Consider the following 23,661-nt stretch of genomic DNA (forward strand, 5'->3'; position numbering starts at 1 on the left):
TTCTATTTATTTTATAAAATTTCTACAATATTTAATGGTGCTTGTTGTGAATCACCATATCTTTAAAAATAAAAAAGGGATTCCCCCCTAAAAGGAGATTATCCCTTCTGCCGTCATTTGTTCCTAGTCGCAATAACCGCTATACCTTCTTTTCCTGGTAAGTTAACCCTTACCTTACCTTTTCCTTTATCAAGCACTGTTTCACGCGTCATTTCCCAAATATCTATTACTTCGATTGAATACTCTTCACCGTTTTCAGGCAGCTCAATTTCAGTGAAGCAACGACATTCCCTTCCCAAATATTTGATCATGTATTTGTCATCATGTCTCCCTGAAAAGACCGAGGAAAAACCGTACATAAACTCACTTAATTCAACTGGTTCAAGACTAAATAGTGCTTTTGCAAATGGATCCATCTCCACAGAATCAAGTTTTTCCTTTATACTAGGATCATTAGGATTTACATCAAATGTAGCTTTGTCTGGCTGGATATCCCCATCAATTTCAGACATAATATTCTTTAGAAAAGCAATCCGGTTTACACTCTCCCCGTATAGTTCTCCACCCTTTGCCCACCAAAGAACCTCATCATCCCTATGAAACGTTTCTCCATGAGTACAGTATCCACCAAGTACCATAACAGTCCAAAATCTGTGTACCATTTCAAATCCCGAAATATTTCCCCAACTTGGTTCAATGTTTCCTTCATATTTACACTCATCAATCAAAACCGGCTTTTTATATCGATCTCTGAACATTTTTGTTTTTTGAACACTATTTGTCTGAATAGAGCAGTGGGTAATCCATGGTTTCGATGCATCGTAGACTTTTAGGCAGTTATGGTTGGATAACAAATGGTGATAAGGATCTTCACTACTAATAAACTTGCCAAAGGATTCCCAGTCTTCTTCATTCTTATTAAAAACCAAATCATACTCATTTGCTAAACTCCACCAAATATTTCTGAAGGCTGCCAACCTTCTTACACAATAGTCAAGATACGTCAGATTATCCTCTCCGCTTAAGTTCGCAAACCCCCATCTGTCATATGGATGGAATAAAATTAAATCAGCTTCAATACCTAAATGTAAAAGCGCTGTTAATTGATCCTCTAAATGTTCCCAGAATTCATAGTTTGGCAGGTTTACGTCCCAATTGCCTGCTTCATCTTTTTCGAAAGGAAATAGCTCAGGATCATTATTGTTATACATAAAACTTTTAGGAAACACACACATACGTACCTTATTAAATGGACTTCGGGACAATGTTTCAATTGTCTTTTCGATAAGATTCGTTGGTTGATGAATCCAAGAATATAATGTCGTTCCGATTGGAATATATCTGGTAGTGTCGGCATAATGAAAATTCATACCATTAACCATCACAGGCCCATGATTATTTGCTGTTTCCCTAATACATTCAAAATCCCCAGATTCTCTAATTTCTTCTGAAACTTTGAGGCTTAATTCATAATGCCAAATACCTTCTTCGTCAGGCATAAAGCGAACTAAATATTCACCATTGCCATTGTAGAATCCCTTAATGTTAACCTCTTTGTCCTCTTTTATAAAGGTTCCAGTAAAATCCACCTTAACATTGGTAGTAGATGGCTCCGGGCCTTTAATACATCTCTCAAATATATTATATTTTTCTATTTGTCTCATATAATGCTCTCCTCTCTATTTTTTCCTCTTTTGTGGTTTTTGTGGACATTTCCCATTTGTCTTTACTACATTTTCATATAATATTTTTCCATAATACAACTTGTCATGTATTTCAACATTTCTATTTAATTTATAAAATTTCTACTATATTTATTGAAGTTTGTTGTGAATCATAAATCTTAAAAAATAAAAAGGGATCCCCCCCTAAATGGAGAAAATCCTTCTTTAAATAGATAGTACGATTTTCATAATCAATCTTTTAACCGCTTAATTATATTTGGATCGCCCTTAGTGCAATATATGGTTTAGAGGGGAGATTAATAGTTGACCCACCCGAAAATTCTCCTACTAAACGCGATATGGTCATCTCCCATGTATCAATAATTTCTATTTTGTACCTCTCATTTTCCGAAAATGGCAATACTTTAGAAGAAGGTCTACTATCACCAAAATAGGCAAGTAAATACTCCTCCCCTGTTTTTCCTGCAAAAACGGTCCATTCAAAATTAAACGGCTTTAACCCTTTTACTGGTCCATCTTCGATGATAGATCGCAAGAAGGCAATCCGGTCTGGACTCTCGCCATAAAGCTTACCTCCATGGGACCACCAAATAATTTCATTAGGATTCATAAATGTCTCACCATGTGTAACATAACCGCCCTGGCTAACCCCTTCCCAAAAGCATTGAACCATTCTTTCAGCCGTGAGATTTCCCCATCCATGATTTATATTCCCCTCATACCGGCATTCATCATAAATGACAGGCTTCTCATATAATGCCAGCAATTCCATAACCATCGAAGTGTCAGGATGTTGAATGCTTGCATGTGTTACCCATGGCTTACTATGATCATACCAATGCGTATTACTGCGATTGTCTGGGCGGTGCCAATTATGAATGGACCTTAAGTGTTGTGATGGATCTTCTTTTTGTATGAATTTAAACAAATCATCCCATTCAGCCATCGAACGATTCTCAATCAAATCATATTCATTCGCTAAAGACCACCAAATATTTCGAAAAGAAGCCAAACGAGCAATTATATAAGTAAGGTAACGCTGGTCTACTTCTATTCCCATATTTTTAAATCCCCATCTGTCATATGGATGAAATAAAATTAAATCGACTTCAATATTTAACTCTTCTAACCTTGCTATTTGCTCTTCCAGATTATCGAAAAAACGGGTATCAAAACGGCTAAAATCAAACCCCTCTTCTAATGAACCGACAAAAGGAAACAAACCTGGTTCTTGAAGATTGTAATCATAGTGTTTTGGAAATACACACATACGAATTTTATTAAATGGACCACTTTTTAAACTATCATAGGTTTGCTCCTGAATCTCTTCTTTCTGATAGTTCCATACATATGCAGTTGTTCCAAACGGATAGTAAGGTTTACCATCTGAATAGGAAAAATGAGTTTTACCAGAAACAATTACAGGACCATGATTGTCCTCTCCAGCTTTAATACATTGGAATTTACCCTTTAAATGATTTAAGGTTCCTAGATTACTCTCCGTTTGAAAAGACCACTCGCCTGTTTGATCAGGCATAAAACGAATGGTATATTGGCCCTCACCAGCATAAAAGCCTTTAACCTCAACTTCACGATTTGCATTCTTAAAGATGGCTTTAAGCGATACATCTATGAAAGGATTTCCTTCATTAGGTCCTTCCCAACTTACTTCAAACAGTCCCCATTGCTCAATAAATTCATCTTTCATTTCAAAACTCCAATCTAGTTTGGTAATTGAAATTTAATTATTTTGATCTCCCAATTTTAATATTGTTCTAGGACAACAAAATCTACCTTCCAGCCTTGTGGTACATTCAAGCTTACAACAAACGTTTTTCTTCTAATAGATGTAAAGTCAAGATGCTGTTGTGCCACCATCAATCACTAACTCCGTACCCGTAACAAAAGATGATTCCTCTGATGCTAAGTACAATACGCCGAATGCGATATCTTCTGGGGTTCCAAACCGGGGAAGAGGCGTTTTTTCCTCAAATTTTTGCTTCAACACATTATGATAGAGTATGCCTTCGGTCATAGGAGTAATAATTAGTCCTGGATAAATTGAATTTACACGGATTTTATCCTTTGCATAATCCACTGCTGCAGCTCTAGAAATGGAGCGTATACCTCCTTTTGATGCTGTATAACCGTTAAAACCGCCACCAACAAGTCCGGCAAGGGAAGCGATGTTTACAATAGAGCCACCATCCTGTTTCATTATGGGAATGACTTGCTTCATACCCAAATAGCTCCCCGTTAAATTGATGTTTAACAGGCGCTTCCATTCTTCCGTAGTATCAAATTGGCTGCTAATGCCAGCGCTATTTACTAGTACATTAATTGTGCCGAACGTGCCAACTGCTTTTTGTATAGTAGCAATCCATTCTTCTTCATCAGATACATTAAGTTTAATACCTATTGCTTCACCCTGAAAAGCTTCGATCTCTGAAACAGTAGTATTTAAGGTGTCTGTTTGAATGTCCGTCAATACAACTTTGGCTCCTTCTTTTGCCAAAAGAATTGCACTGGCTTTACCTATGCCGCTACCGGCTCCAGTTACTAGGACAACCTTCCCTTTCATTCGATCCATCTTTCATATCCCCTTTCTATCATCTTAAACTCCCTTTAAGGACTTATGAAAATATCTCTACGTGTCTATGAATCCAACTCTATTATTAAATTTCTTTATTTTGCGTAAAATTTTCTATTTTTACCGTCAATATATAAATCTGATGCAACTCTAAAGCTGTCCTTTAGCCTGATATCAATAGAAGAGCATCCAATTAGCACATCTATGTCACCAGCCTCAATTTTCCACTTCATGTCCCGATCAAGAAACGCCATTTGACTTGGCTCTACCTGGAAAGAAACGGTTTGCTTTTCTCCAGGCTCTAGTTCAATACGTTTAAATCCTGCTAATTCCAAGACTGGTCTAGTCATGCTGGCATAACGGTCCTTAAAATAAAGCTGAACTACTTCTGTTCCCTGCGTTTCACCTGTATTTTCTAAATCAAAAGTAATGGTGATTACACCGTTTGGTTCTATTTCCGTACTACTTAATCTCAAATTAGAATACGTAAAACTGGTATAAGAAAGTCCATGCCCGAAGAAATATCTAGGTGTATGAGGCATATCCACATAATCGGAAAAACCTATGCTTTCTCCCTGATGGTAACTGGAGCCATTCGGATGATTGTAATAAATAGGTACCTGTCCAGCGGAACGTGCCACAGATATTGGAAGCTTCCCGCTTGGATTATAGTTACCAAGTAAAACATCCGTAATCGCTTCTGCACCTTTTTCTGCAGGATTCCATGCCTCTAGAATGGCATTTGCATACTTGTCTGCTGCATCACTCGAGATGGGGCGGCCATTAAAATGTACGGCTACTACCTCTTTGTGCAATTCAGATAATTTTTCTAAAAAGGTTTCCTGACAGATTGGGAGATTAATATCCGTTGCATCAATACCTTCTCCCATAGAGGCAATAGAGCTGGTGCCATGTTTGCCACCCAATGTAACGATAACCAAATCGGCATCACGGGCTATTCTTAAAGCCTCTTCATGACCAGACATATCATTTCCTGCCACTGGATATCCATACGAATAAGCAATTTCAGTTTGAGGCAGACTTTCCAGTAATTGCTCAAGTAAATTCTTGATTCCTGGCTTTTGTTTCTGTAATAGTGCCTCAAAAGCTGGATCATCATCCGCCTGTATAGGGGTTCCAGGGATTGTCTTCATCACAGATTTCTTCTCGTCTGCCTTTGTTTCTAGACCAGCCATAGTAGAAATGGCAGCTAACAGTCCTTCCGCCATACTAAAATGAGTATAGCCTCCAAAGAAAATTCGAGCGTCTGAAGCATGGCATCCGATTACAGCAATTTTTTTCACATTCATTTGAATAGGCAAAGTACCATCATTTTTTAAAAGCACTAGTGATTCTCTGGCTGATTGCAGCGTAACGTCCTCATCTTTGGAGCAATGAAAAGCCTTTGTCAGCTCTTCACCAGATAAGGCATAAGGGTTCTCAAAAAGCCCCATTCTAAATTTAGTAGCTAAAATACGCCTTACAGCTATGTTCAAAATATCAATATCTGCTTTCCCAGTTTCAAACCATTCCGCTAACTCGTCATTAAAGCATTTCTTAATCATTAGTTCCATATCCATACCAGCGCTTAATGCACGAAGTCCTGCTTCCGTATAACTTTCACATACCTTCTGAACCCCATGAATATTCATAATCGCACAATAATCTGATACCGTGATTCCATCAAAGCCCATATCGTCCCGCAAGATTCCTGTCAATATTTCTTTGGAAGCGGACACCGGTTCTCCATTGATAGAATTATAAGAAGGCATGATTCCTCTTAAATTTGCTTCTGTAATTGCTGCCTGGAAGGGCTTCCCATAGATTTCTCGTAAAGGTCTTGTCGGCATATCAACATGAGTCCCATGTATTCCGCCATCAGAAGCATGAAAGCCCAGAAAATGCTTTGCGACACTTTCAGAACGTCGATGGCCCGTTTTTTCCAATTGAATACCTTTCGTATAGGCAACGCCCATTGCCGCTGCTAAAGTAGGATCCTCACCATAGGTCTCTCCTTGTCTACCCATTCTTGAATCTCTGGATATATCTAATACCGGTGCAAAGACTTGTGTGATGCCAACCGCGCGCTCCTGCCTGCCAACAATTTTCCCGATTTCTTTCTCTAATTCAGGATCCCAAGAAGAGGCTCTTCCAATCCCTGAAGGAAAGCTGGTAGCCCCTTGTACATACGCACCACAAAGACCTTCCATATGAAAAATGGCCGGAATACGATGTTCACTTAGCGACATGACTTTTTCCTGTATTTCATGCTGGAACCTTGCAGCATCTTCAAGTGTGTCTAGCGACCTCATCTCAAGAGTACTAACCTGCCCCACTCCATGTTTATAATTTTCTTCTAAGTATTCATATTCCGATAGTTTTATAGGGAAGTAACAAACAATCTGCCCCATTTTTTCATCAATACTCATTCTCTGCAACAAATCATCTGCACGTTCTTCAGCTGAGAGTGAAGAATCCATAAATTTCATACTCGTTTTCTTCATAATTTTTCTCCTTGCATACTTGTTATTTAGCGAAATCTATTTATAATTTATAAGTTGTATCCCGAGAATCTTCCATTATATTGATAAGTGTATTCATTTAAAAAAAAGTGCTGCTGTGCAGTTAATTATTCCATCAGCCTTTCAGCAGCACCTTCTCATATTTACGATTCTTTTCAACTACTTCAAAAATCACATTTATTTACGAACAAGGGATAAACCGGTCATATTTTCCACTTTCAGATTAAATCCTCCCGGTATTTCAACACTGTAAAAGATAGTGTTATCTTCTTTCCACCATTTAACACTTAGAAAGCCGTTGTTTATCGGTACTCTCCCTTCACACCAATCCAAGTCTGATGCTTCAAACCTCAGGCAAATAAATTTATTTAACACATTAATATCGCTAATACCTAAAACATTTTTATATAGCCAGTACACAATATGTGAACCGAATCCATGATTGCAGCTTGCAGAATCATCAGCATGCTCCCAAATAGTTCCGGTTTGATTTACCATATAAGTCAAGTAATCGCTGGATTCGTCTACCAATTGTTTCCCTAGCCCATATCGTGAGAGTAAATCCAACCTTAAATAGTTTCCAATAAATGCATTTGCCGGATCTACATCGGGATGAGCTCCTGTTGCCTTTCTTTTAGGTCCAAACTTAGTCAACAATGTATTCCATAAATGTTTATGTGTTTCAGGTGTAGCAACCTCAAAGAAAAAGGCGTAGTATTGACATACTTCTGATTTGTTTTTTGTAACTCGTAGTTCACCATTTCCACGCACTGCATTATCTACAAAAAATATTCCATTATAAGATTGCTTTCTAATTTCCTCTTTTAATCTGTAAGAGTGTTCAAGCAACTCATTCATATTATAAATTCTTCCTGCAGCAGCCAAAGCTCCTGCATAAAGCATATTGCTGGGATAATTGACATCCTGGACATAGTCATTTGCTTTAGACCACTCAACAAACACCCAGCCATCAAGTTTTTCAAGAAGTCCATATTCATTTTCAAAAGCCTTAAAATACTCAAACAGCCTTAATACTTTTGGCTTAAATCTCTCTACAAGCTCTGTATCTCCGCTTCTTTTCAGATATTCTTCAAGCTGCACTACAAACCACAATGACCAATTTGGGATAAAATCCCCATATTCTGATTTTAAATCTGTCACGATTCCAATAGCATCAGCAGGATAACACATTGGCAACATGTTCTCAGGTAACTTATCAAACTTATCTGCCAAGAGGTAGTTTTCAAAAAAGAGTCTTTCTACCTTGGTATTACCTGATAAATCAAAAGCTGCTCTAGCAGTAAAGAAGCTGTCACACAGGTATCCGGCCCTTTCACGGGATGGACAGTCAGTAAAAACATCCACTGAGTTTTGCCGCAACGTTTCTCTACCAGCTTCAAAAAGAGGGCTTAATTTCGTATCACTACATGAAAAAGATGCTTTAAATACATCGGGGTTTGTATATTCTCTTAGATAAATATTGCTAATCTCACTGGAACCTTCAAATACCATTACTTTTAAATATCTTAAAGTGTAAGCTTCAAAAGCCTCCAGGTTGTATGTTCCTGTTTCAAGTTCATATACAATAAAGGGATTAATTCCTGCACGTTTGAAGTCTACATCTCCATCAGTAAGTTTTTCATCAAATAAAAAGATAATTTTACTCTTTTCTTTAGCTATTACTTTGGCACCGATAAAGCCTGTTAAATTGGTACCAAAATCAAAGGTTTTGTATGAACCTTTATGTAACTCAGTTGTAGAGTCACTGGTGAGAAAACTGTCGCTTTTGAGTTTTTGACAGTATCTAATCTTTTGTAGGTCAATGGCTGGATCCTCTTCGAATTCATTAATGGTATATCCCTTTTTAACTCGGCCAACCATATCAGTAAAAAACGCTATCCATGATGCTTCTGCTGTTTCATCCTCTTCAAAAATGCCCTCTTCCACTTCTTTAACTGGCATTTTCAAACCAAACTCAGGATACTCAACCACACGAGGCAAAAATGTTTTTTCAGGTACTACTTGACATTCAACAGCCTTTAAATCGTAATCTTGTTTTGTTCTCCAATCTGCATACCGAGAATCAAGCTTATAATATTCAACAAACGATCCTCTTAGAAAGCTGTTGAAGGGAACTTTTTGCACCCGTTCATTGCATAACCTTGCTTCAAACAACACACCATTACCTTGAGTTGAAGCAATCACTACATCTCCACACAACAGCTCGGCCTGGATAAATTCAGGTTGTTCCATAATATAGTAATTTTCTACATTATAAGCAGCAACTTCTATTGTAATGATATTTATACCCTTAGCTAGCTTCTCGGAAATTTCGAGTTCATCAACCCGGAAGTAACCTTTTGCTGCTCTTGCAGGTCCATAACCTGCAAACTCTCCATTAATAAAAACTCTATATATGGTAGAGACTGCTATTTTTAGTTTGCATGTTTCAAAACTTTGCATGTCAATAACTGCTCTAAATTCTAAAGTATAATTCATTTGCCCCATTAATTCCTCAGGCCAAATAGGTTTGGCCGACTTAAAGAAATTGGCTTTTTTTTCAATGTATGTTTTCATTTATTATTTTCCTTTAACTATTTATTGTTCGAAAATGTTATGGTCTTGTTGTGAATTGACGGTTAATCATAATCTTCCACTTTCCATTCATCTTTCCAGTCTATATAAGCCATCTCACCATCAAATCTTACAGGTAGCCATACATAATCTGATACGGAGGTATCAACATCTAAATCTAGGCCATATTCTTGTCTTTCCGCATCCTGTTTATTTTGATTTCCTGGCATTTTAAACAGACTCAACTTTTTTCTTTTTCCACAATCCTCACTTGATACTTTTCTAAAACAACTTCACCAGACAATTGTTCTCCAGTGACCATATCTTTAACAGCAGATTCAAGCACGACGGTTTGGTCTTCCTCCGTAAAGTTCATTATGAAAATATAGTTACACTCAGGGGATTGTCTCACTTGTACAGATACTCCCTTACCATGCTTAACGGAAGCAGCAGGTTTAATCGCTAATTCGTTTATTAGCCCCGAATAGAATTCACGATGGAAATCATCCTCTAACCGGGCGCCAATATAATAGGTTTTTCCCTTCTGAAATACGTTGCTTGTAACAGCCGGTGTATTCGCGTAAAAATCCTGCACATAATGGGCTTCTGTCTTAGCTGCATTTAATTGAATAACTGTTGCATAGTCTTTTAACTCATACGTTTTACCATTGAAATGGACTGCATTGCGATCATTTGGATACAGCGTATCGGTTTCAACAGGAATCATTCCAAAAATCTCTTGAAGGTCTTTGTGCCAGCCCCCTAAATACGTTAAATCATGTTCATTAACAATTCCGCTTATGTAGGTCATGACTAACGTACCGCCACTGGCTACATATGTCTTCAAGCGTGAAATCGTTTCTTCGCTTACTAAGTAGAGCATTGGCACAATTAATAATTTATACGAGGTGAAATCCTGGTCTTTGGTAATGACGTCGACAGGAATATCCATTTCCCAGAAAGTTCGGTAATGTGTCTGCAAGGTTTGCGGATACCGTTTCGTCTTTAAACCAAAGCCTGATGCATCGTTAAGGGCCCAATTGCTTTCCCAATCATAAAGAATAGCAACGTCTGAAGGGCGATTTGTTCCCACTACATCAGAAATCTTTTCCAAGATTCCCCCCAACTTTGCAACCTCTTGGAACACACGGTTATCCAAGCTATTATCATGGTCAACAACCGCACCGTGGAATTTTTCCGCAGAACCTCGTGACTTGCGCCATTGAAAGTACATGACGCTGTCCGAGCCATGTGCCACCATTTGCAGGGAGGAAAGCAGATGCATTCCTGGTCGTTTTGCTTTATTCACTTGTTGCCAGTTTACAAGACTCGGAGTAGATTCCATTAAAATAAACGGCTGATGTTTAAGACTGCGATACAAGTCATCTATGAATCCTACTCTCATTGCCAAGTCAGCTGTACTCTCCCAATTATTGTGCCAAGCAGGGTAGGCATCCCAGCTGATCACATCAAGATGTTTCGCAAACTTGCTATAGTCAAGAGCTTGGAACGGAATGAGTTCATGTGTGTCCGCCATGAAATTCGTCGAAACTGGAATCTCAGGTGTAACTTCCTTTATGGGGATAATTTCATTTTCAAAGAAATCAATCGTCTGATCGGTTACAAATCTGCGCCAGTCAAGGTTTAATCCGTTTACCGTATTTTCTCCAATTGGAGAAGGAGATTCGATTTGTGACCAATCTGTAACAGTGTGGCTCCAAAATGGACCCCACCAAGCATGATTCAAGGATTTAAGGTCAGGATATTTCTCTTTTAACCAGTTTCTGAAGGCTTCCTGACATAGATGACAATGGCATTCGCCGCCATATTCGTTTGAGATATGCCACATTAACAAAGCAGGATGCTGACCGTATCTTTCAGCTAACAGGCGGTTGATCTTCTGAGTTTTTTCACGATAAATCGGTGAAGTAAAGCAATGATTATGTCTTGCGCCATGCAGATGCTTCACTCTTGCTGAATTAACTCGCAGTACTTCAGGGTATTTTTGAGACATCCAAGCAGGACGAGCCCCACTTGGTGTGGCTAAAATCACTCGTCCGCCGATACCGTAGATATCATCAAAAATTTTATCTAACCACTCAAAGTTATACACTCCTTCTTCCGGCTCTAATGCAGCCCAGGCAAAAATGCCAACAGAAAAAGTATTCGTATGGGCAAACTTCATCAATTTGATGTCATCCGCTAATATATCAGTTCTATCTAGCCATTGATCAGGATTGTAGTCTCCCCCATGAAGCATAAAATTAGCTTTAGTAGTATATGTTCTATGAAACTTTGTCATCGTCTCTCCCCAATCCATCATTTATTTGTACCCTTTTTCAAAAAAGTTCTTTCAACCTTTTGGCAAGTTCGTCGTCGGAAAGTGGATTGTGTTGCGTGTTTTCCAAATAAATACAATTCTCCGTTTCGGGCATCAGATATTCCTTTTACCACAAAAAGAAATCAGGACTATCACCGTGAATACGCAGAAACCGCCTTAGTGTGGCTACATTATGGACCGTACTCTTGATATTCGTGAGCCAATCCGCCCGGTAAAAGCGATCCCACTTCCCATGCTCGGAATCTCTCAAAACGTCAAGTCCCATCTGATATCGACTCTGGTTGACGGTTATTCATAATCTTCCACTTTCCATTCATCTTTCCAGTCTAAATAAGCCATCTCCCCATCAAATCTTACAGGTAGCCATACATAATCTGCTATCGAGGTATCCACATCTAAACCTAGACCATATTCTTGTCTTTCCGAAGCCGAGTCATTTTTGGATTCTTCTGGTATAACTAAATCTCTATCTGGACCGAATAATAATTTAAATCTTTCTTCAACAGTTCGATATCTATTTCCATTATAAAAATCATCTCCGATAACTTCTGGAAGCTTTGGAAGCCATCTATCGGCCAATGCAATATACAAATCTTTTTTAAAAGGATGTTTAAATACAGATGTGATCTGTGAATTAAATGAAGTGCACGTAGAATCCTCTGTATGCAGATTCCCCAAAATCTCCCATGGACCATGAAAAGTTTTTGCGCGAGCTACTTCCGATGGGTTTGGATGATATCCTGTTGTGCCGGATGTGAACAAGTAGTGTAGTCCTTTCCTATTAAAGTAGGCTGGTGCCTCACGAACATAAGGAGGTTGGATATTTGGAAAATGAGTAGAATAATAACCTGTTACATCCGTGAAATCTTCTGTTAAATCGGCACAAACCAGTTCACTATGAACTCTTTCAAAATAGTAGTAAGCCTTTCCATCTGGCGCCAAGACCAAATCAAAATCACCCGCACTCATATTTAATGGACGGAGACCACTTTTCGCCATGGTATATGGTCCTAAAATATGGTCACTAATCAAAACCGTTGATTCCTGTGTTCCTTCTTTTTTCATAATCTTCAGCCAGCATACAAACTTACCTGTTTTTTCATTAAAAATAATATGTGGTCTATCCATGAATTGAGAAGGATACAGGGGAGAGTTCTCATCTTCTTCATTAGGAGGAATGATGATCCCTTTGTCCTCCCAGTTATACAAATCTTTTGAGGCATAGCATTTAACTCCCCAATGCCAAATTCCATTTCCGGCCTTTGTGTTTTCTTTATTTTCACCATACCAATAAAAAGTATCTCCTACAGTAATGATGGACCCCCCATGCGCCTGAATGCGCTTTCCTTCGGTATCTAACCAAATTTGTCCTGGTCTGATTGAATTATATTTCATTTTATACTCACTTCTCTCATTCTATCTTTCCTACATTTTCACATAAAACTAATTATCTTTATTCCAATAAATTTGTTTATGTTATAAAAAATCTAGACTATAATAATTTGAATCTGCCCCTTAGAGGGAGAATATAATAGAGTCCTCAGGTCCTCAATATCTCATATATAAATGTATAATTAGTAAGCATTTATTCCCCAATCACTGCATTTTCCGAAGATCTTCTTCTTAATTCGGCAGGTGAAAATCCCTCCATTTTCTTAAATACCTGCGTAAAATATGTGTAATCACAAAAACCTACTTTCTCGCTAATTTCGTAGATTAGCTCATTTGTATTGAGAATAAGTTCTTTCGCTTTGTCTATCCTTAAGCGTGTCACATATTCCTTGAAAGAGATTCCAAATTCTCTTTTGAAGAGATGACTAAAATAGTTTGGTGTTTTCCCGACATGTTCGGCAACCATCCCTACCGTAAGATCACATGTATAGTTTTTACGGATAAACTCATCCGCACGTATCATTGCCGGACTAAGATCCTTTGATAACCTTTTGCCAATCTCTTCAACAACATGAACAACTATATTCCTGAATTCATCGATCACTAGAATTTCCTCAGTACCTTCAATGAATTCTATTTGCACCTGAATGTCATTGATCATATCAACTGGAATGTTACTTACTGTGACCATTATTAGTTGAAGCAATTTACGGGAATAGGCGGAAACACTTTTTCTACTATATTTTCTTTCTTTCTTAAGGCGGTCATATTCACTATTAACCAACATTACTATAGAAGCAAAGTCACCTTGGGACAATTTCAATATGAAATCTATATTCTCTAGCAAACCAATTATCATACTACTTTTTAATTCCATGGATCGATTGTACACTTTGATGGAATTAGACCCCTCGTAAAGTCGCATACATAATGCTTGGTTTGCTTCGTGATAGAGTTTACTAAACTCTGAAACGCTGCCCGGACTGCTGATTCCAGCCGAGAATGAGATGCGGCAAATGGCATTTAACTCTTGATTCCACGCCCTAAGCCGTTTTGTCATTTCATTTGCAAATTGAGAATTGTAAAGATAAGATTGTGTTTCCGTCCTCATCAAAAGTAGAAATTTGTCTTCATTTGTCCATAAACAGATCCCTCTAGAGGCTACATCACTGGTTGCAAAAAGATGGTTCATCGTATCCGCCACGCTCTTCAATCCATCCTGATTCTTCCTCCAGTCACCATCCATTTGTGCGGATATACAGAGGATCGATCCTGTTGCATGAAAATTATAATATTGCTGCAATCCTTGCTGAACAATCAACAGGTCCGAAATCTTGCCGGAAATCAATTCTTCTACAAAAGTTGTTTTATACGAGTCTAGATATTTATGAAATTCTTGATCCGTGACACGTTGTCGGATAATTTCTTCCTTTACATTCTTAATAAGTGCAATTAAATTCCGTGCCCGAATGGGCTTCATTTCATAATCAACAGCACCTAATTGAATCGCTTTTTTAAGGTAATCAAAATCGTTATATCCACTTAGAATGATCACTCTTGTCTGCGGTTTCTTCTTCTTAATTTTCCTCAGCAGTTCCAAGCCGTCCATTCCAGGCATTCTGACATCCGTAATAACGATCTCCGGCAGAAACTCAGTAAAAAGTTGCAGTGCCTCAAGCCCATTTGAGGCGGTAATAACCTGCTTAATGTCCAAAGCTGACCAATCAATTCCTTGTTCAATCCCTGACCTGATCTGCTCATCATCATCTGCAATCAACAACTTCATCTTAATCACCCGCAATTTCCATTATTCAATAAGAGGAATAAGCACCTTTACGATTGTGCCAACCCCATAACTGCTAGTAAAATAAAGTCCATATTCCTGTCCATAACTGATTTTGATTCTGTCGTCTATATTTTTTAATGCAAATACATGTTTCGCATCGTCACTGCTAGCCATCATTTGATGGATTTTGGCTTCATCAACGCCTATTCCATTATCGGAAACAATAAATTGAATCCCTTTGTCCACTCTGTTTATTTTTATTTCAATCATACCGCCCTCGATGACCTGCTCCAGCCCATGCACAATCGCATTTTCAACTAAAGGCTGCATTACTAATTTTGGCATCTTATAGTTCAAGATCTCCGGGCCGGCATCAATGAATAGTTGAATTCGTTTTCCATACTTTCGCTTTTGAATAAACATATAATTTTCCAGAAAGTCAACCTCTTGGCGGATGGTGACGATGGTTTCTCCCTTATTTAGTACGTGCTTGAATATATCTGCCAAGGCTTCAATTTGATCACTAACATCATAATTTTTATGCTTAATTGCCAGCCAATGAATAGAATCCAATGTATTGTATAAAAAATGAGGGTTTATCTGCGATTCCAATGCTTTTAATTCAGCTTCTCTTTGCTTGATTTTTGTTAAATAAACTTCATTTATCGTATGATTCAGCTGCTTTGCCATCTTCACAAATCCATTGCTTACTTCCCCAATTTCATCTCTTGAATCAATATTCAATGAAATATCAAAATTACCGGTTTTAAGTTTCTCCATTTCTTTTTGCAAATTTCGCAACGGCTTAACCATATATTTGTGCTGGACAAAAGAAAACAGAATACCAAAAAATATGCATAACAGTATGACAATGTACAAAATGGTATTAATCGTAGTTTTAACTGATGTGAACGAATGTTCCGGAATGCTTTGTATCAGTGTCCAATTTGTTGCCTCAATTGTATAAAAGAGCACAATATTCCTTTCACCTTGAATACGGGTAGAAAAATAACCATTTTTCAAATGCAGTGTTTTCCGAACATAATCGATGTGATCAAGGTTTTCGCCCATCCGATTTCTTTCCGTTGAAGATAAGACCCGTCCGTACGAGTCTAATAGAAAGATTTGAGAACCGGAATAAGAATTCATTTTTTTGTAATATTGGTAGAGCGATTCTTCTCGAATATCGAATCTTTCTATACCAAGCATCCTTCCCAAGTTTTGCATGTCCATTATCGCACGATAATAACTGACATTCCCCTGAGAGGTTACCCAGTACCCTCTTCCTTGGAGCCGATTAGCACGCCCCATTATCTTTTGATCCAAGTCCTGAACCTGCATTCCTCTTTGAAAAATGACATGGTTGCGTGAGTATAGGCTTATCGAATCAAAGTAATTTTTGGATCCAACTACGTTATCAATCCACTCGTTAATATTCCAATACATTTTTTCATATTCAGCCTTGTCGCTGTAATTACCATTGCTGAAATCTTGCACCGACTCGTTTGACAGAATGCGGACTGAAATATCATTGGTATCCGTAACAAGTGTAGAAAAACTGTTTTCGGTTTGCTTCAACGTTTGAAGCGCATTTTCGCTAGCTTTGTTTAACGCAAATTGAGCAAATTGACGATTCAAAAAAAATCCGACAATAATTAAGGGAATGATAATCAATACCATTATGGATAGATATAATTTAAAACTTAAAGACAAGTCCTTGAACTTCATGATAAATTTGAACACACTCCAGGGAGTTCTATTTTTATAAAAGAATAGAACGGCTGCGCAGAACTGGCCGTTCTTTCTTTTAACCCGTAAACCATCTATTTACCCTTTGATTGCTCCGGCAGACAGACCTTGAACAAAATAGCGTTGTAGAAAGATAAAGAGAAGAATAAGCGGGAGTAAGATGATGCAGATTCCAGCAGTCATTAATCCCCAGTCTGTTGTGAATTGACCTTGAAAATTTATCAGACCAACAGATAACGGAATGCCTTTATCTGACGTCAAAGTAGCAGTTTGTGCCCACATTAACTCTCCCCATACGAATCCAAAATTAAACACTGTACATGTGGCGACGGCGCCGCCTGATAAAGGGAAGACAATCCTGAATAGCAAATTTAATTCACCGCAGCCGTCCATTCTCGCTGATTCTATTAATTCTTCGGGTATCGTCCGGAAAAAATTATACAAGATAACGATGCTTCCAGGCAGCAACCAACCCACATAGGCGATGATTATAGGAAGGTAAGTGACATTGATCAGTTTTATTTTAGCCATCACCATGTATAAAGGTATAACCATGGACTCTGCCGGCAAGATCATTAAGATAAATAAAAGGCCAACAATGGCTCTTGCGAATGGAACGCGTAATCTAGCCAATGCATAAGCCGCAAAAGTAGCCAACACCGTAACGGTAAACAGTGTCGCAACCGCTATAACGACGCTGTTTACCAAATACTCTCCTAGATGTCCCACCTTAAATGCCTCAACATAATTCTCAATATGGAATTTGGTAGGGAATGACCATAAATTTGAATAAAACTCTTCAGTAGTTTTAAAAGAGGTTGAAATAGTAAAAAGAACCGGATAGATGTTGACTGTTGCAAATATAATAAGAGAAAGACGTATGAACATGGTTGAATTCCAACTTCTAATACTCATATACATCCCCCTTTGTGAACTTTTGTGAAATGAAAATAATGATGGCTACGAGGATCGTAAATAATACACCAATAGCAGCTGCATATCCGAATTCATTAAAACTAAACGCTACATCCAACATTTGGAGCGGTACAATTTTCGAATAATCACCAGGTCCACCTTTTGTCATTGTAAAGACGATATCATAAGCTTTAAAGGAACCGATGATCACCAACATGGATACCATACCAATCGTCGGCTTGATGAGCGGCAGAATAATCATTTGGATTTGGCGGAAGTAGTTTGCTCCCTCGAGTCGAGCTGCCTCAAACATCGAAGCCGGAATTGTAATAATGGCAGTATATAAAAGCATCATCACGGAACCGGCACCTTTCCAGCCGCTTACCACAGCCACTGTCCACAGGACAAGTCCAGGTTTTGCTAGCCATGCTTGTTCCAAACTTCCCAATCCAATCAATCTGAAAAATTGATTTACAAGACCGTCGGGGCTTAAAATAAAGGAAAATATTAATCCGATGATGATAAAAGGCATCATGCTCGGTGTAAAGAAAATCAACCGAAATACCGCTCCCTCCTTGTTGCTCATCTTATACACCATTAATGCGAGTAATAGACCTGTTAGAATAGCAATCAACGAAGAGATAACCGCGATAAATATGGAATATCCGAATCCTTTGAGGGTAACCGAATCTTGAAATAGTTTGCTATAGTTATCCAATCCAACCAAATGCAGTCCCGATAATGGGCTCCAATCCGCAAAAGATAAGACGATATTCCATACAATCGGTAAAAACATCGTAAAAGTGATAAAGATTGCCGCTGGTATAAGTAACGTAACCCCTAATAAGCGCTGCTTAAAATTTATGGATCGACCCTTTGTTGTACTGATTACCGGGTACTCTGACTGGTGCTTAATATTTATGGTTTGACCTTTTGATTGACTGGTCACCTTGTGCTCTCCTCCTTAAATAATAATGGACATAAGACAAATTGTTTATGCCCATTATCGTAATCACCTATTAATGGACTGACTACTTTTTCTGCTTGATGGCTTCCAATCTCAGCTTTTCGAGATCTTCCAGAGTTGTCTTGGGGTTGAAGATATAATTAGCTGGCAATTTATTGCCGATATAATCACTCATTTGGGGAGAAATACTAGTAATTTCATTCTCCGTATAGAGATTCCCAGCGTCCTTGGCATAAAGTGCAATTTTTGGATCGTCCGCTTTTACGCCTTTAACCGATACTGGAGAACCGTTATCCACTCGTTGCTGAAGAACTTCCGTACTGGTTAAATATTTCAAGATCTCAATCGATGCTTTCGGATGTTTCGCGTTGGCTGGAATCATAAAACCATTAGCTGAGCCCATAACTTTCGAACGAGCCCCCATATGAGGGAAGGTTAAGATCTGTACATTTTTCACTCCCGAGGTTTTGATTGCTGTGTCGGCAAGGAAATTAATGTAACCCATAAATGCAATCTTTTTAGACTTGAATGCATTTAAAACTTGATCTCCCGTCATGGTAAGAGCACCTTTGCCCGGATAGACATATTGCTTATCGTAGAGCTCCTTCGTTGCATTGAAAACTTTTGCAACTTCTGGGTCATTGAACGAAATTTCACCTTCACCCCATTCTTTAACTTTTGACTCATTCGGCCATACTGCAAACAAATTATTTCTGACCAACCAGCCTGCCCAACCACTTTGAATTCCAAGAGGTGTGATTCCTAACTTTTCTTTCACTTTAGTCATTGCATTTGTGAATTCATCCCATGTCGGCTGATCCGGAATTGTAACTCCTGCTTGATCCAAAAGATCTTTATTTACCAACATCATTGGATACACAGGAGTATTCGGAACAGCATATATTTTACCTTTTATGGTTCCCAAGTTTAAGGAGCCGTCAATGAATGTGTTCATCCACTCATTATTATTTGCTTTCAAATAGGGCGTTAGATCCAATGCCATATCGCCCTCGACGAAATCTCCCATACAACTAGTCCAATAAAAAGAAAGGTCAACCGGTTCGCCTGCCGCGATCGAAGTTTTAACAGTCTTTAAAACGTTGTTATCAACTGGTTTGAACGTGATATCATATTTATTAGCGAATTTTTTAGCGACCAACTCTTCTTCGCGTTTCCCATTCACATCATCCGGCCAGGCGATCATTAAGGTAAGTTTAATTTTTTCACCTGACTTGGAACCTGACAATGAGCTAGAGGTTGCCTCGTTGGTAGAGCTGCAAGCACTTACAATTAGGGAAATGCAAATTAACAAGATTAGAACAAGACTAGTTTTCTTGGAAAATTTCACTTTTGACCCTCCTGATATTTAATATAAAATATTTTAATATTTGAATATTTGAATGCGCGCGCTTTCATATAAAAATTATAATATTCCAAAAAATTAAGGTGTATAAGAAAAACTACAAATACTTTAGATTTTCTTTGGCTGAGTCAATTGCCATGTAAATTTATAAGAAAAAATTAATCAAAGATTAGTCCATTACTATACAAGCCTACGATTTCCTTTTTTTCTTTTGTTACCTAAGACTGTGTGGCTTTCCTTGTCTTATTTTTTCTCTTTTCACATCTTGGAATTTTTTTATTATCAGGTCTAATAGATCTAGATTATTATCAATAAAAGTTAATCGTTCCTGACTAACTCTGTGCCATTCATAATTACCCATGTTAAGTGCGATAGAATAACGTATTCCAGGTGAGTACAGCTGATGTAGCTTGCTTATAATATAACTACTTCCGACAACACCATCATTTCCGTTTATTATGGTTTCAATGTCATTTTTTACCCATTTTGGAGTTACCTCCAAAGCCTTCTTAGTTAACACTTCGTATTCTCTCAAGATATCACCTCATATATCATTTGACTCATTTCAAATTAACTTAAAGATTATTCTGATTTTCTTATTCTCCGGTATGTCAAATGACAGTTTCATATTTAATTCGCCACTCTATGTTTATACAGTACATGTAATGACAAATTAGACTGTCATTTTACCTTGTGCATTTTTTCTACGATCTGCCAGCTCCTTACCAATCTGAACTTGCTTTTCCTCTGTTAGATCAAACCATAAGATGGAAATTCCTAGTGTACCCAAAATTGAAGGTAGAACAAATATCACGATCTTAAGCCCAAAGAGGGTGGAACTACTTTGCTCTACTCCAGGTACGTAACCAATAACAGACAGTGCCCCTGCAGCTATCGCACCTGATAAAGCGGTTGCAAATGTTTGTGTAAATCCGCTGATAGAACTCATAAATGCATTGATATTCATCCCTGTCTTCCACTCGGTATAATCGATTGCAGCCGGCATCAATGCCCCCGAAGCAGGACCACTCAATGAACCAATTAATGTGGTAATAACTGAAATAACGATAAAAATGATTAAACCAGTATTATTAGCAGGAATGAATAACAATATCGGTCCTGATATCAGTCCTACAACAACGCTCGTTAAAATGGTAACTTTCAATCCAAAACGCTTAATGACTATATGACTTAAGGCTACACCAATAAGGGCCGGTACCAAACCAATGATTCCCATTATTGCCATTAAGCCTTCATTGTGGAAAAAGTATTTAAAAAAGTGAATTTGAACGGCAGCCCTTACCCCAGCTGATAAGGTAGCTCCAAATAGACTCAAATAAATGATGACAGCCGTTTTATTTGTAAAAGTGGCCGCAAACATTTGTTTAAATGAGGGTGACTTTCCATCTTTTTTTGTTTCTACCATATATCTTTCCTTTATTTTTGATCCCTGGTAAATTGCTACTAATACAGTGAAAACACCAGCAATTGCCATCAATAAAGAAAATCCTTTAGCATCATTCCCGCCACCTAAAGCCTTGTATAAGGGTACTGCACCTACGGCAACAACTAAAGCTCCAGCCATAATAGATAGATATCCAAATTGCCCTAGTGATATCCTTTCATCCACTCTTTTCGTCACAGTTGGGACTACTGCTCCTCCTGGTAAAGAGATGATTGCTGATATAACACTATAAAAAGAATAAGTAATAATGGCGTACACTAAATTTCCGGTCGGACTTAAATTTGGATTCGTAAAAGTTAACCATCCTGTAATTCCAAAAGGCACTCCTAGTATGACAAACCACGGTGTGTATTTCCCCCATGGGGTTTTTACCTTATCGATAAAAGCTCCAAATAATGGTGCTATGATCGCATCCAAAATACGAATAACTAGAAATAGTGCTGCTATATAAGCGGGATTAATTTTCATAAAGTCAGTGTAAAAGAAAAGCAAATATGTTTGCGTCATTTGAGTATGAAAAGTATTAGGCGCACCGCCAATCACGAGGGCTATCTTTTCACCTAATTTTAGTTTTGGAGCTTCAAAATCTTCATTATCTACCGTTTCAATCGCTTTTGTGGCTTCCATCGTAATTCCCCATTTCATAGTTTTATTAAAGCCATTGGTTTTGTGCACATTATAGCCGGCAAATATTCTGTTTATGTTACAAAATTGAACGAATCATAAGCAGCCTACTTCAACTTTAGCCAAGTGTAAACGATTTAAAGTCAAACTTCCCAGTGCCCTTGAACTGAAAAAACAAGGAAGATATAGCATCTTTAACTTCCAGTGCACCCTCAAAATTTTGATAGGTTTTACCTGCGTCGATAGGAATCCGGGTAACTATATTTCCTCCGATACTGGATAAAACGATGATTTCTCCTCTTGCATTCCCTCGAACCTTAACTGAGATCTTTGTAGTTTCTTGCAAATCAAAGTATTTAAAGCCCGCAACCGCTTCATCTTGCATGTTGGCAATATATTGATCACCGTGCTCCTCACGGTCTATGCCGCTTTGTGTAAAGTATGGATGAGTCTCATAGTCTTCTAGGTACGTGCTAATGTGGCATGCCCCACGCTTTGAATATAGATTGCAGGCGATAAAAGCTTCGTATTCCCCTTTTCCAGCAAGTGGACCATCGTTGAGTCCGCAGCTTGTCATCTCTACTTGCTTAATGTATCCGCTTTTATCTATCTCAATTTTTTCTGCACAAGCTTGTCGTGAAAACGCATGCTTATTGGTTTGCCTTTGATAAAAAACATACCACTGGTCATTTATTTCAACCATGCTACCATGGTTGTTGCCTGTGTAATTTAGCCTTTCCGCTTCCGTTCTGCCATTCAGGAAAATATCTCCATTACTGATAATGGTTCCTCCATATACAAAACCGCCATCAGGCCTGTCACTTGTTGCATAGCACAATTCATGACTATTTATGGATGAGTAGATAAAGTAATAGGTATTGCCTATTTTTCGCATCGAACTCGCTTCAAAAAACTCATGTCCTATAAAACTTGTCCCATTGGCATGTCCTACTTTTGGTAGAATCAAATTCGGGCCTGCTTTTACAGTCAGCATATCCGGCTCCAATTCAAAGCAATAAGCCCCTTTATATTTTCGGCTTTTGAACAACTGATCGCATTGCTCACTATCCTCTGGACCAAAGCCTGAATAAAGGAAAATTCGGCCATCATCATCCATAAAAATTCCTGGATCAAATTGAAATATATCATCACTGCTATCCCCTACTAATTTCCCATCTTGATACCTTACGGAACCATAGTATTGGAAAGAGCCAGCCGGGGTATCGCAAACTGCGACAGACATGACTCCTAGCATATCAAGAGCATAGTAGAGGTAATAGCGGCCATCTGGTCCTTTTTGAATATCTGGTGCATACAAACATCTGGCACCATCCGTGTTCATAGGATCTTGATTTTTGCGGTAGATAATTCCTTCATATCGCCAATCATAAAGACTATCTAATGGAGCAGACCAGCAAGCATAATCGTTTTCGCAGAATCTTTCCCCATTAAACCTGTCGTGGGAGCCATAAATATATAGTCTATCACCAAAAACATAGGGTTCCCCATCAGGTATATACTCATAACTCGGGAGGAATGGATTAAACACTTGCTTTTTCATAATACCTCCTTAAAGAATGAAGCTGTGAATTTCGTATTTTAAAAATCCAACTTCAAATGTGTCCACTCTTTTTTAAGAATTGAAAGAGTGAGACACATTTGAATGAAGTTTCGGAAAGAATATCTAT

At 38.2% G+C, this 23,661-nt stretch carries 16 protein-coding genes and 1 pseudogene; all 17 read right to left on the bottom strand.

The genetic code is table 11. The features are described 5' to 3' along the window. Positions 1-113: 113 nt before the first annotated feature. The 17 genes and pseudogenes from V7077_RS17100 to V7077_RS17180 all read right to left on the bottom strand — a co-directional run bounded on the left by V7077_RS17100 (position 114) and on the right by V7077_RS17180 (position 23,534). Positions 114-1,664: a DUF5060 domain-containing protein gene (locus tag V7077_RS17100; RefSeq protein WP_335504085.1), complete on the bottom strand. Its 1,551-nt coding sequence runs from the start codon at positions 1,662-1,664 to the stop codon at positions 114-116. 271 nt (positions 1,665-1,935) lie between these two features. After that, positions 1,936-3,393, bottom strand: coding sequence for a DUF5060 domain-containing protein (locus V7077_RS17105; protein WP_335504087.1), 1,458 nt, complete (start codon positions 3,391-3,393; stop codon positions 1,936-1,938). Between the two features lie 147 nt (positions 3,394-3,540). Further along, positions 3,541-4,275: an SDR family NAD(P)-dependent oxidoreductase gene (locus V7077_RS17110; protein ID WP_335504089.1), complete on the bottom strand. Its 735-nt coding sequence runs from the start codon at positions 4,273-4,275 to the stop codon at positions 3,541-3,543. A 95-nt stretch (positions 4,276-4,370) separates the two neighbouring features. After that, a complete protein-coding gene (locus V7077_RS17115; protein WP_335504091.1) occupies positions 4,371-6,779 on the bottom strand; it encodes a glycoside hydrolase family 3 N-terminal domain-containing protein in 2,409 nt (802 codons plus the stop codon). 195 nt (positions 6,780-6,974) lie between these two features. Further along, the gene (locus tag V7077_RS17120) at positions 6,975-9,374 is read right to left on the bottom strand and encodes a hypothetical protein (protein ID WP_335504093.1); all 2,400 of its coding nucleotides are present in this window, start codon (positions 9,372-9,374) and stop codon (positions 6,975-6,977) included. A 62-nt stretch (positions 9,375-9,436) separates the two neighbouring features. Continuing rightward, positions 9,437-9,601, bottom strand: coding sequence for a hypothetical protein (locus tag V7077_RS17125; protein ID WP_335504095.1), 165 nt, complete (start codon positions 9,599-9,601; stop codon positions 9,437-9,439). An 11-nt stretch (positions 9,602-9,612) separates the two neighbouring features. Then, on the bottom strand, positions 9,613-11,673 hold the full coding sequence (locus V7077_RS17130; RefSeq protein WP_335504097.1) for a beta-galactosidase: 2,061 nt from the start codon (positions 11,671-11,673) through the stop codon (positions 9,613-9,615). Between the two features lie 37 nt (positions 11,674-11,710). After that, a pseudogene (locus tag V7077_RS17135) lies at positions 11,711-11,983 on the bottom strand (glycosyl hydrolase 115 family protein); the annotation flags it as partial. 17 nt (positions 11,984-12,000) lie between these two features. Further along, the gene (locus V7077_RS17140; RefSeq protein WP_335504099.1) at positions 12,001-13,107 is read right to left on the bottom strand and encodes a family 43 glycosylhydrolase; all 1,107 of its coding nucleotides are present in this window, start codon (positions 13,105-13,107) and stop codon (positions 12,001-12,003) included. Between the two features lie 190 nt (positions 13,108-13,297). Beyond that, entirely contained in the window at positions 13,298-14,890 is a 1,593-nt protein-coding gene (locus tag V7077_RS17145; RefSeq protein WP_335504101.1) for a response regulator, read from the bottom strand. Positions 14,891-14,911: 21 nt separating this feature from the next. After that, complete coding sequence (locus tag V7077_RS17150) at positions 14,912-16,603, bottom strand: cache domain-containing sensor histidine kinase (protein WP_335504103.1); 1,692 nt, start codon at positions 16,601-16,603, stop codon at positions 14,912-14,914. A 114-nt stretch (positions 16,604-16,717) separates the two neighbouring features. Continuing rightward, positions 16,718-17,554 (bottom strand): carbohydrate ABC transporter permease, encoded by an 837-nt coding sequence (locus V7077_RS17155; RefSeq protein WP_335504105.1) that lies wholly within the window; start codon positions 17,552-17,554, stop codon positions 16,718-16,720. Further along, positions 17,544-18,503 (bottom strand): carbohydrate ABC transporter permease, encoded by a 960-nt coding sequence (locus V7077_RS17160; protein ID WP_335504107.1) that lies wholly within the window; start codon positions 18,501-18,503, stop codon positions 17,544-17,546. Before V7077_RS17160 ends, V7077_RS17155 begins: the two co-directional genes overlap by 11 nt. 82 nt (positions 18,504-18,585) lie before the next feature. Further along, a complete protein-coding gene (locus V7077_RS17165; RefSeq protein ID WP_335504110.1) occupies positions 18,586-19,869 on the bottom strand; it encodes an ABC transporter substrate-binding protein in 1,284 nt (427 codons plus the stop codon). A gap of 229 nt (positions 19,870-20,098) precedes the next feature. Beyond that, entirely contained in the window at positions 20,099-20,419 is a 321-nt protein-coding gene (locus tag V7077_RS17170; RefSeq protein ID WP_335504112.1) for a hypothetical protein, read from the bottom strand. 138 nt (positions 20,420-20,557) lie between these two features. Beyond that, positions 20,558-21,976, bottom strand: a complete 1,419-nt coding sequence (locus V7077_RS17175) for an MFS transporter (RefSeq protein WP_335504114.1) — start codon at positions 21,974-21,976, stop codon at positions 20,558-20,560. 115 nt (positions 21,977-22,091) lie between these two features. Continuing rightward, a complete protein-coding gene (locus tag V7077_RS17180; RefSeq protein WP_335504116.1) occupies positions 22,092-23,534 on the bottom strand; it encodes a family 43 glycosylhydrolase in 1,443 nt (480 codons plus the stop codon). Positions 23,535-23,661: the final 127 nt, after the last annotated feature.

The sequence above is a fragment of the Neobacillus vireti genome (genome assembly GCF_036962465.1).
Lineage (GTDB): Bacteria > Bacillota > Bacilli > Bacillales > Cytobacillaceae > Neobacillus > Neobacillus vireti_B.

Bases quoted from the DNA above. Each gene is read 5' to 3' on its own strand.
- V7077_RS17100 (WP_335504085.1), bottom strand. From the start codon at position 1,664: ATGAGACAAATAGAAAAATATAATATATTTGAGAGATGTATTAAAGGC.
- V7077_RS17105 (WP_335504087.1), bottom strand. From the start codon at position 3,393: ATGAAAGATGAATTTATTGAGCAATGGGGACTGTTTGAAGTAAGTTGG.
- V7077_RS17110 (WP_335504089.1), bottom strand. From the start codon at position 4,275: ATGGATCGAATGAAAGGGAAGGTTGTCCTAGTAACTGGAGCCGGTAGC.
- V7077_RS17115 (WP_335504091.1), bottom strand. From the start codon at position 6,779: ATGAAGAAAACGAGTATGAAATTTATGGATTCTTCACTCTCAGCTGAA.
- V7077_RS17120 (WP_335504093.1), bottom strand. From the start codon at position 9,374: ATGAAAACATACATTGAAAAAAAAGCCAATTTCTTTAAGTCGGCCAAA.
- V7077_RS17125 (WP_335504095.1), bottom strand. From the start codon at position 9,601: ATGCCAGGAAATCAAAATAAACAGGATGCGGAAAGACAAGAATATGGC.
- V7077_RS17130 (WP_335504097.1), bottom strand. From the start codon at position 11,673: ATGACAAAGTTTCATAGAACATATACTACTAAAGCTAATTTTATGCTT.
- V7077_RS17140 (WP_335504099.1), bottom strand. From the start codon at position 13,107: ATGAAATATAATTCAATCAGACCAGGACAAATTTGGTTAGATACCGAA.
- V7077_RS17145 (WP_335504101.1), bottom strand. From the start codon at position 14,890: ATGAAGTTGTTGATTGCAGATGATGATGAGCAGATCAGGTCAGGGATT.
- V7077_RS17155 (WP_335504105.1), bottom strand. From the start codon at position 17,554: ATGAGTATTAGAAGTTGGAATTCAACCATGTTCATACGTCTTTCTCTT.
- V7077_RS17175 (WP_335504114.1), bottom strand. From the start codon at position 21,976: ATGGAAGCCACAAAAGCGATTGAAACGGTAGATAATGAAGATTTTGAA.
- V7077_RS17180 (WP_335504116.1), bottom strand. From the start codon at position 23,534: ATGAAAAAGCAAGTGTTTAATCCATTCCTCCCGAGTTATGAGTATATA.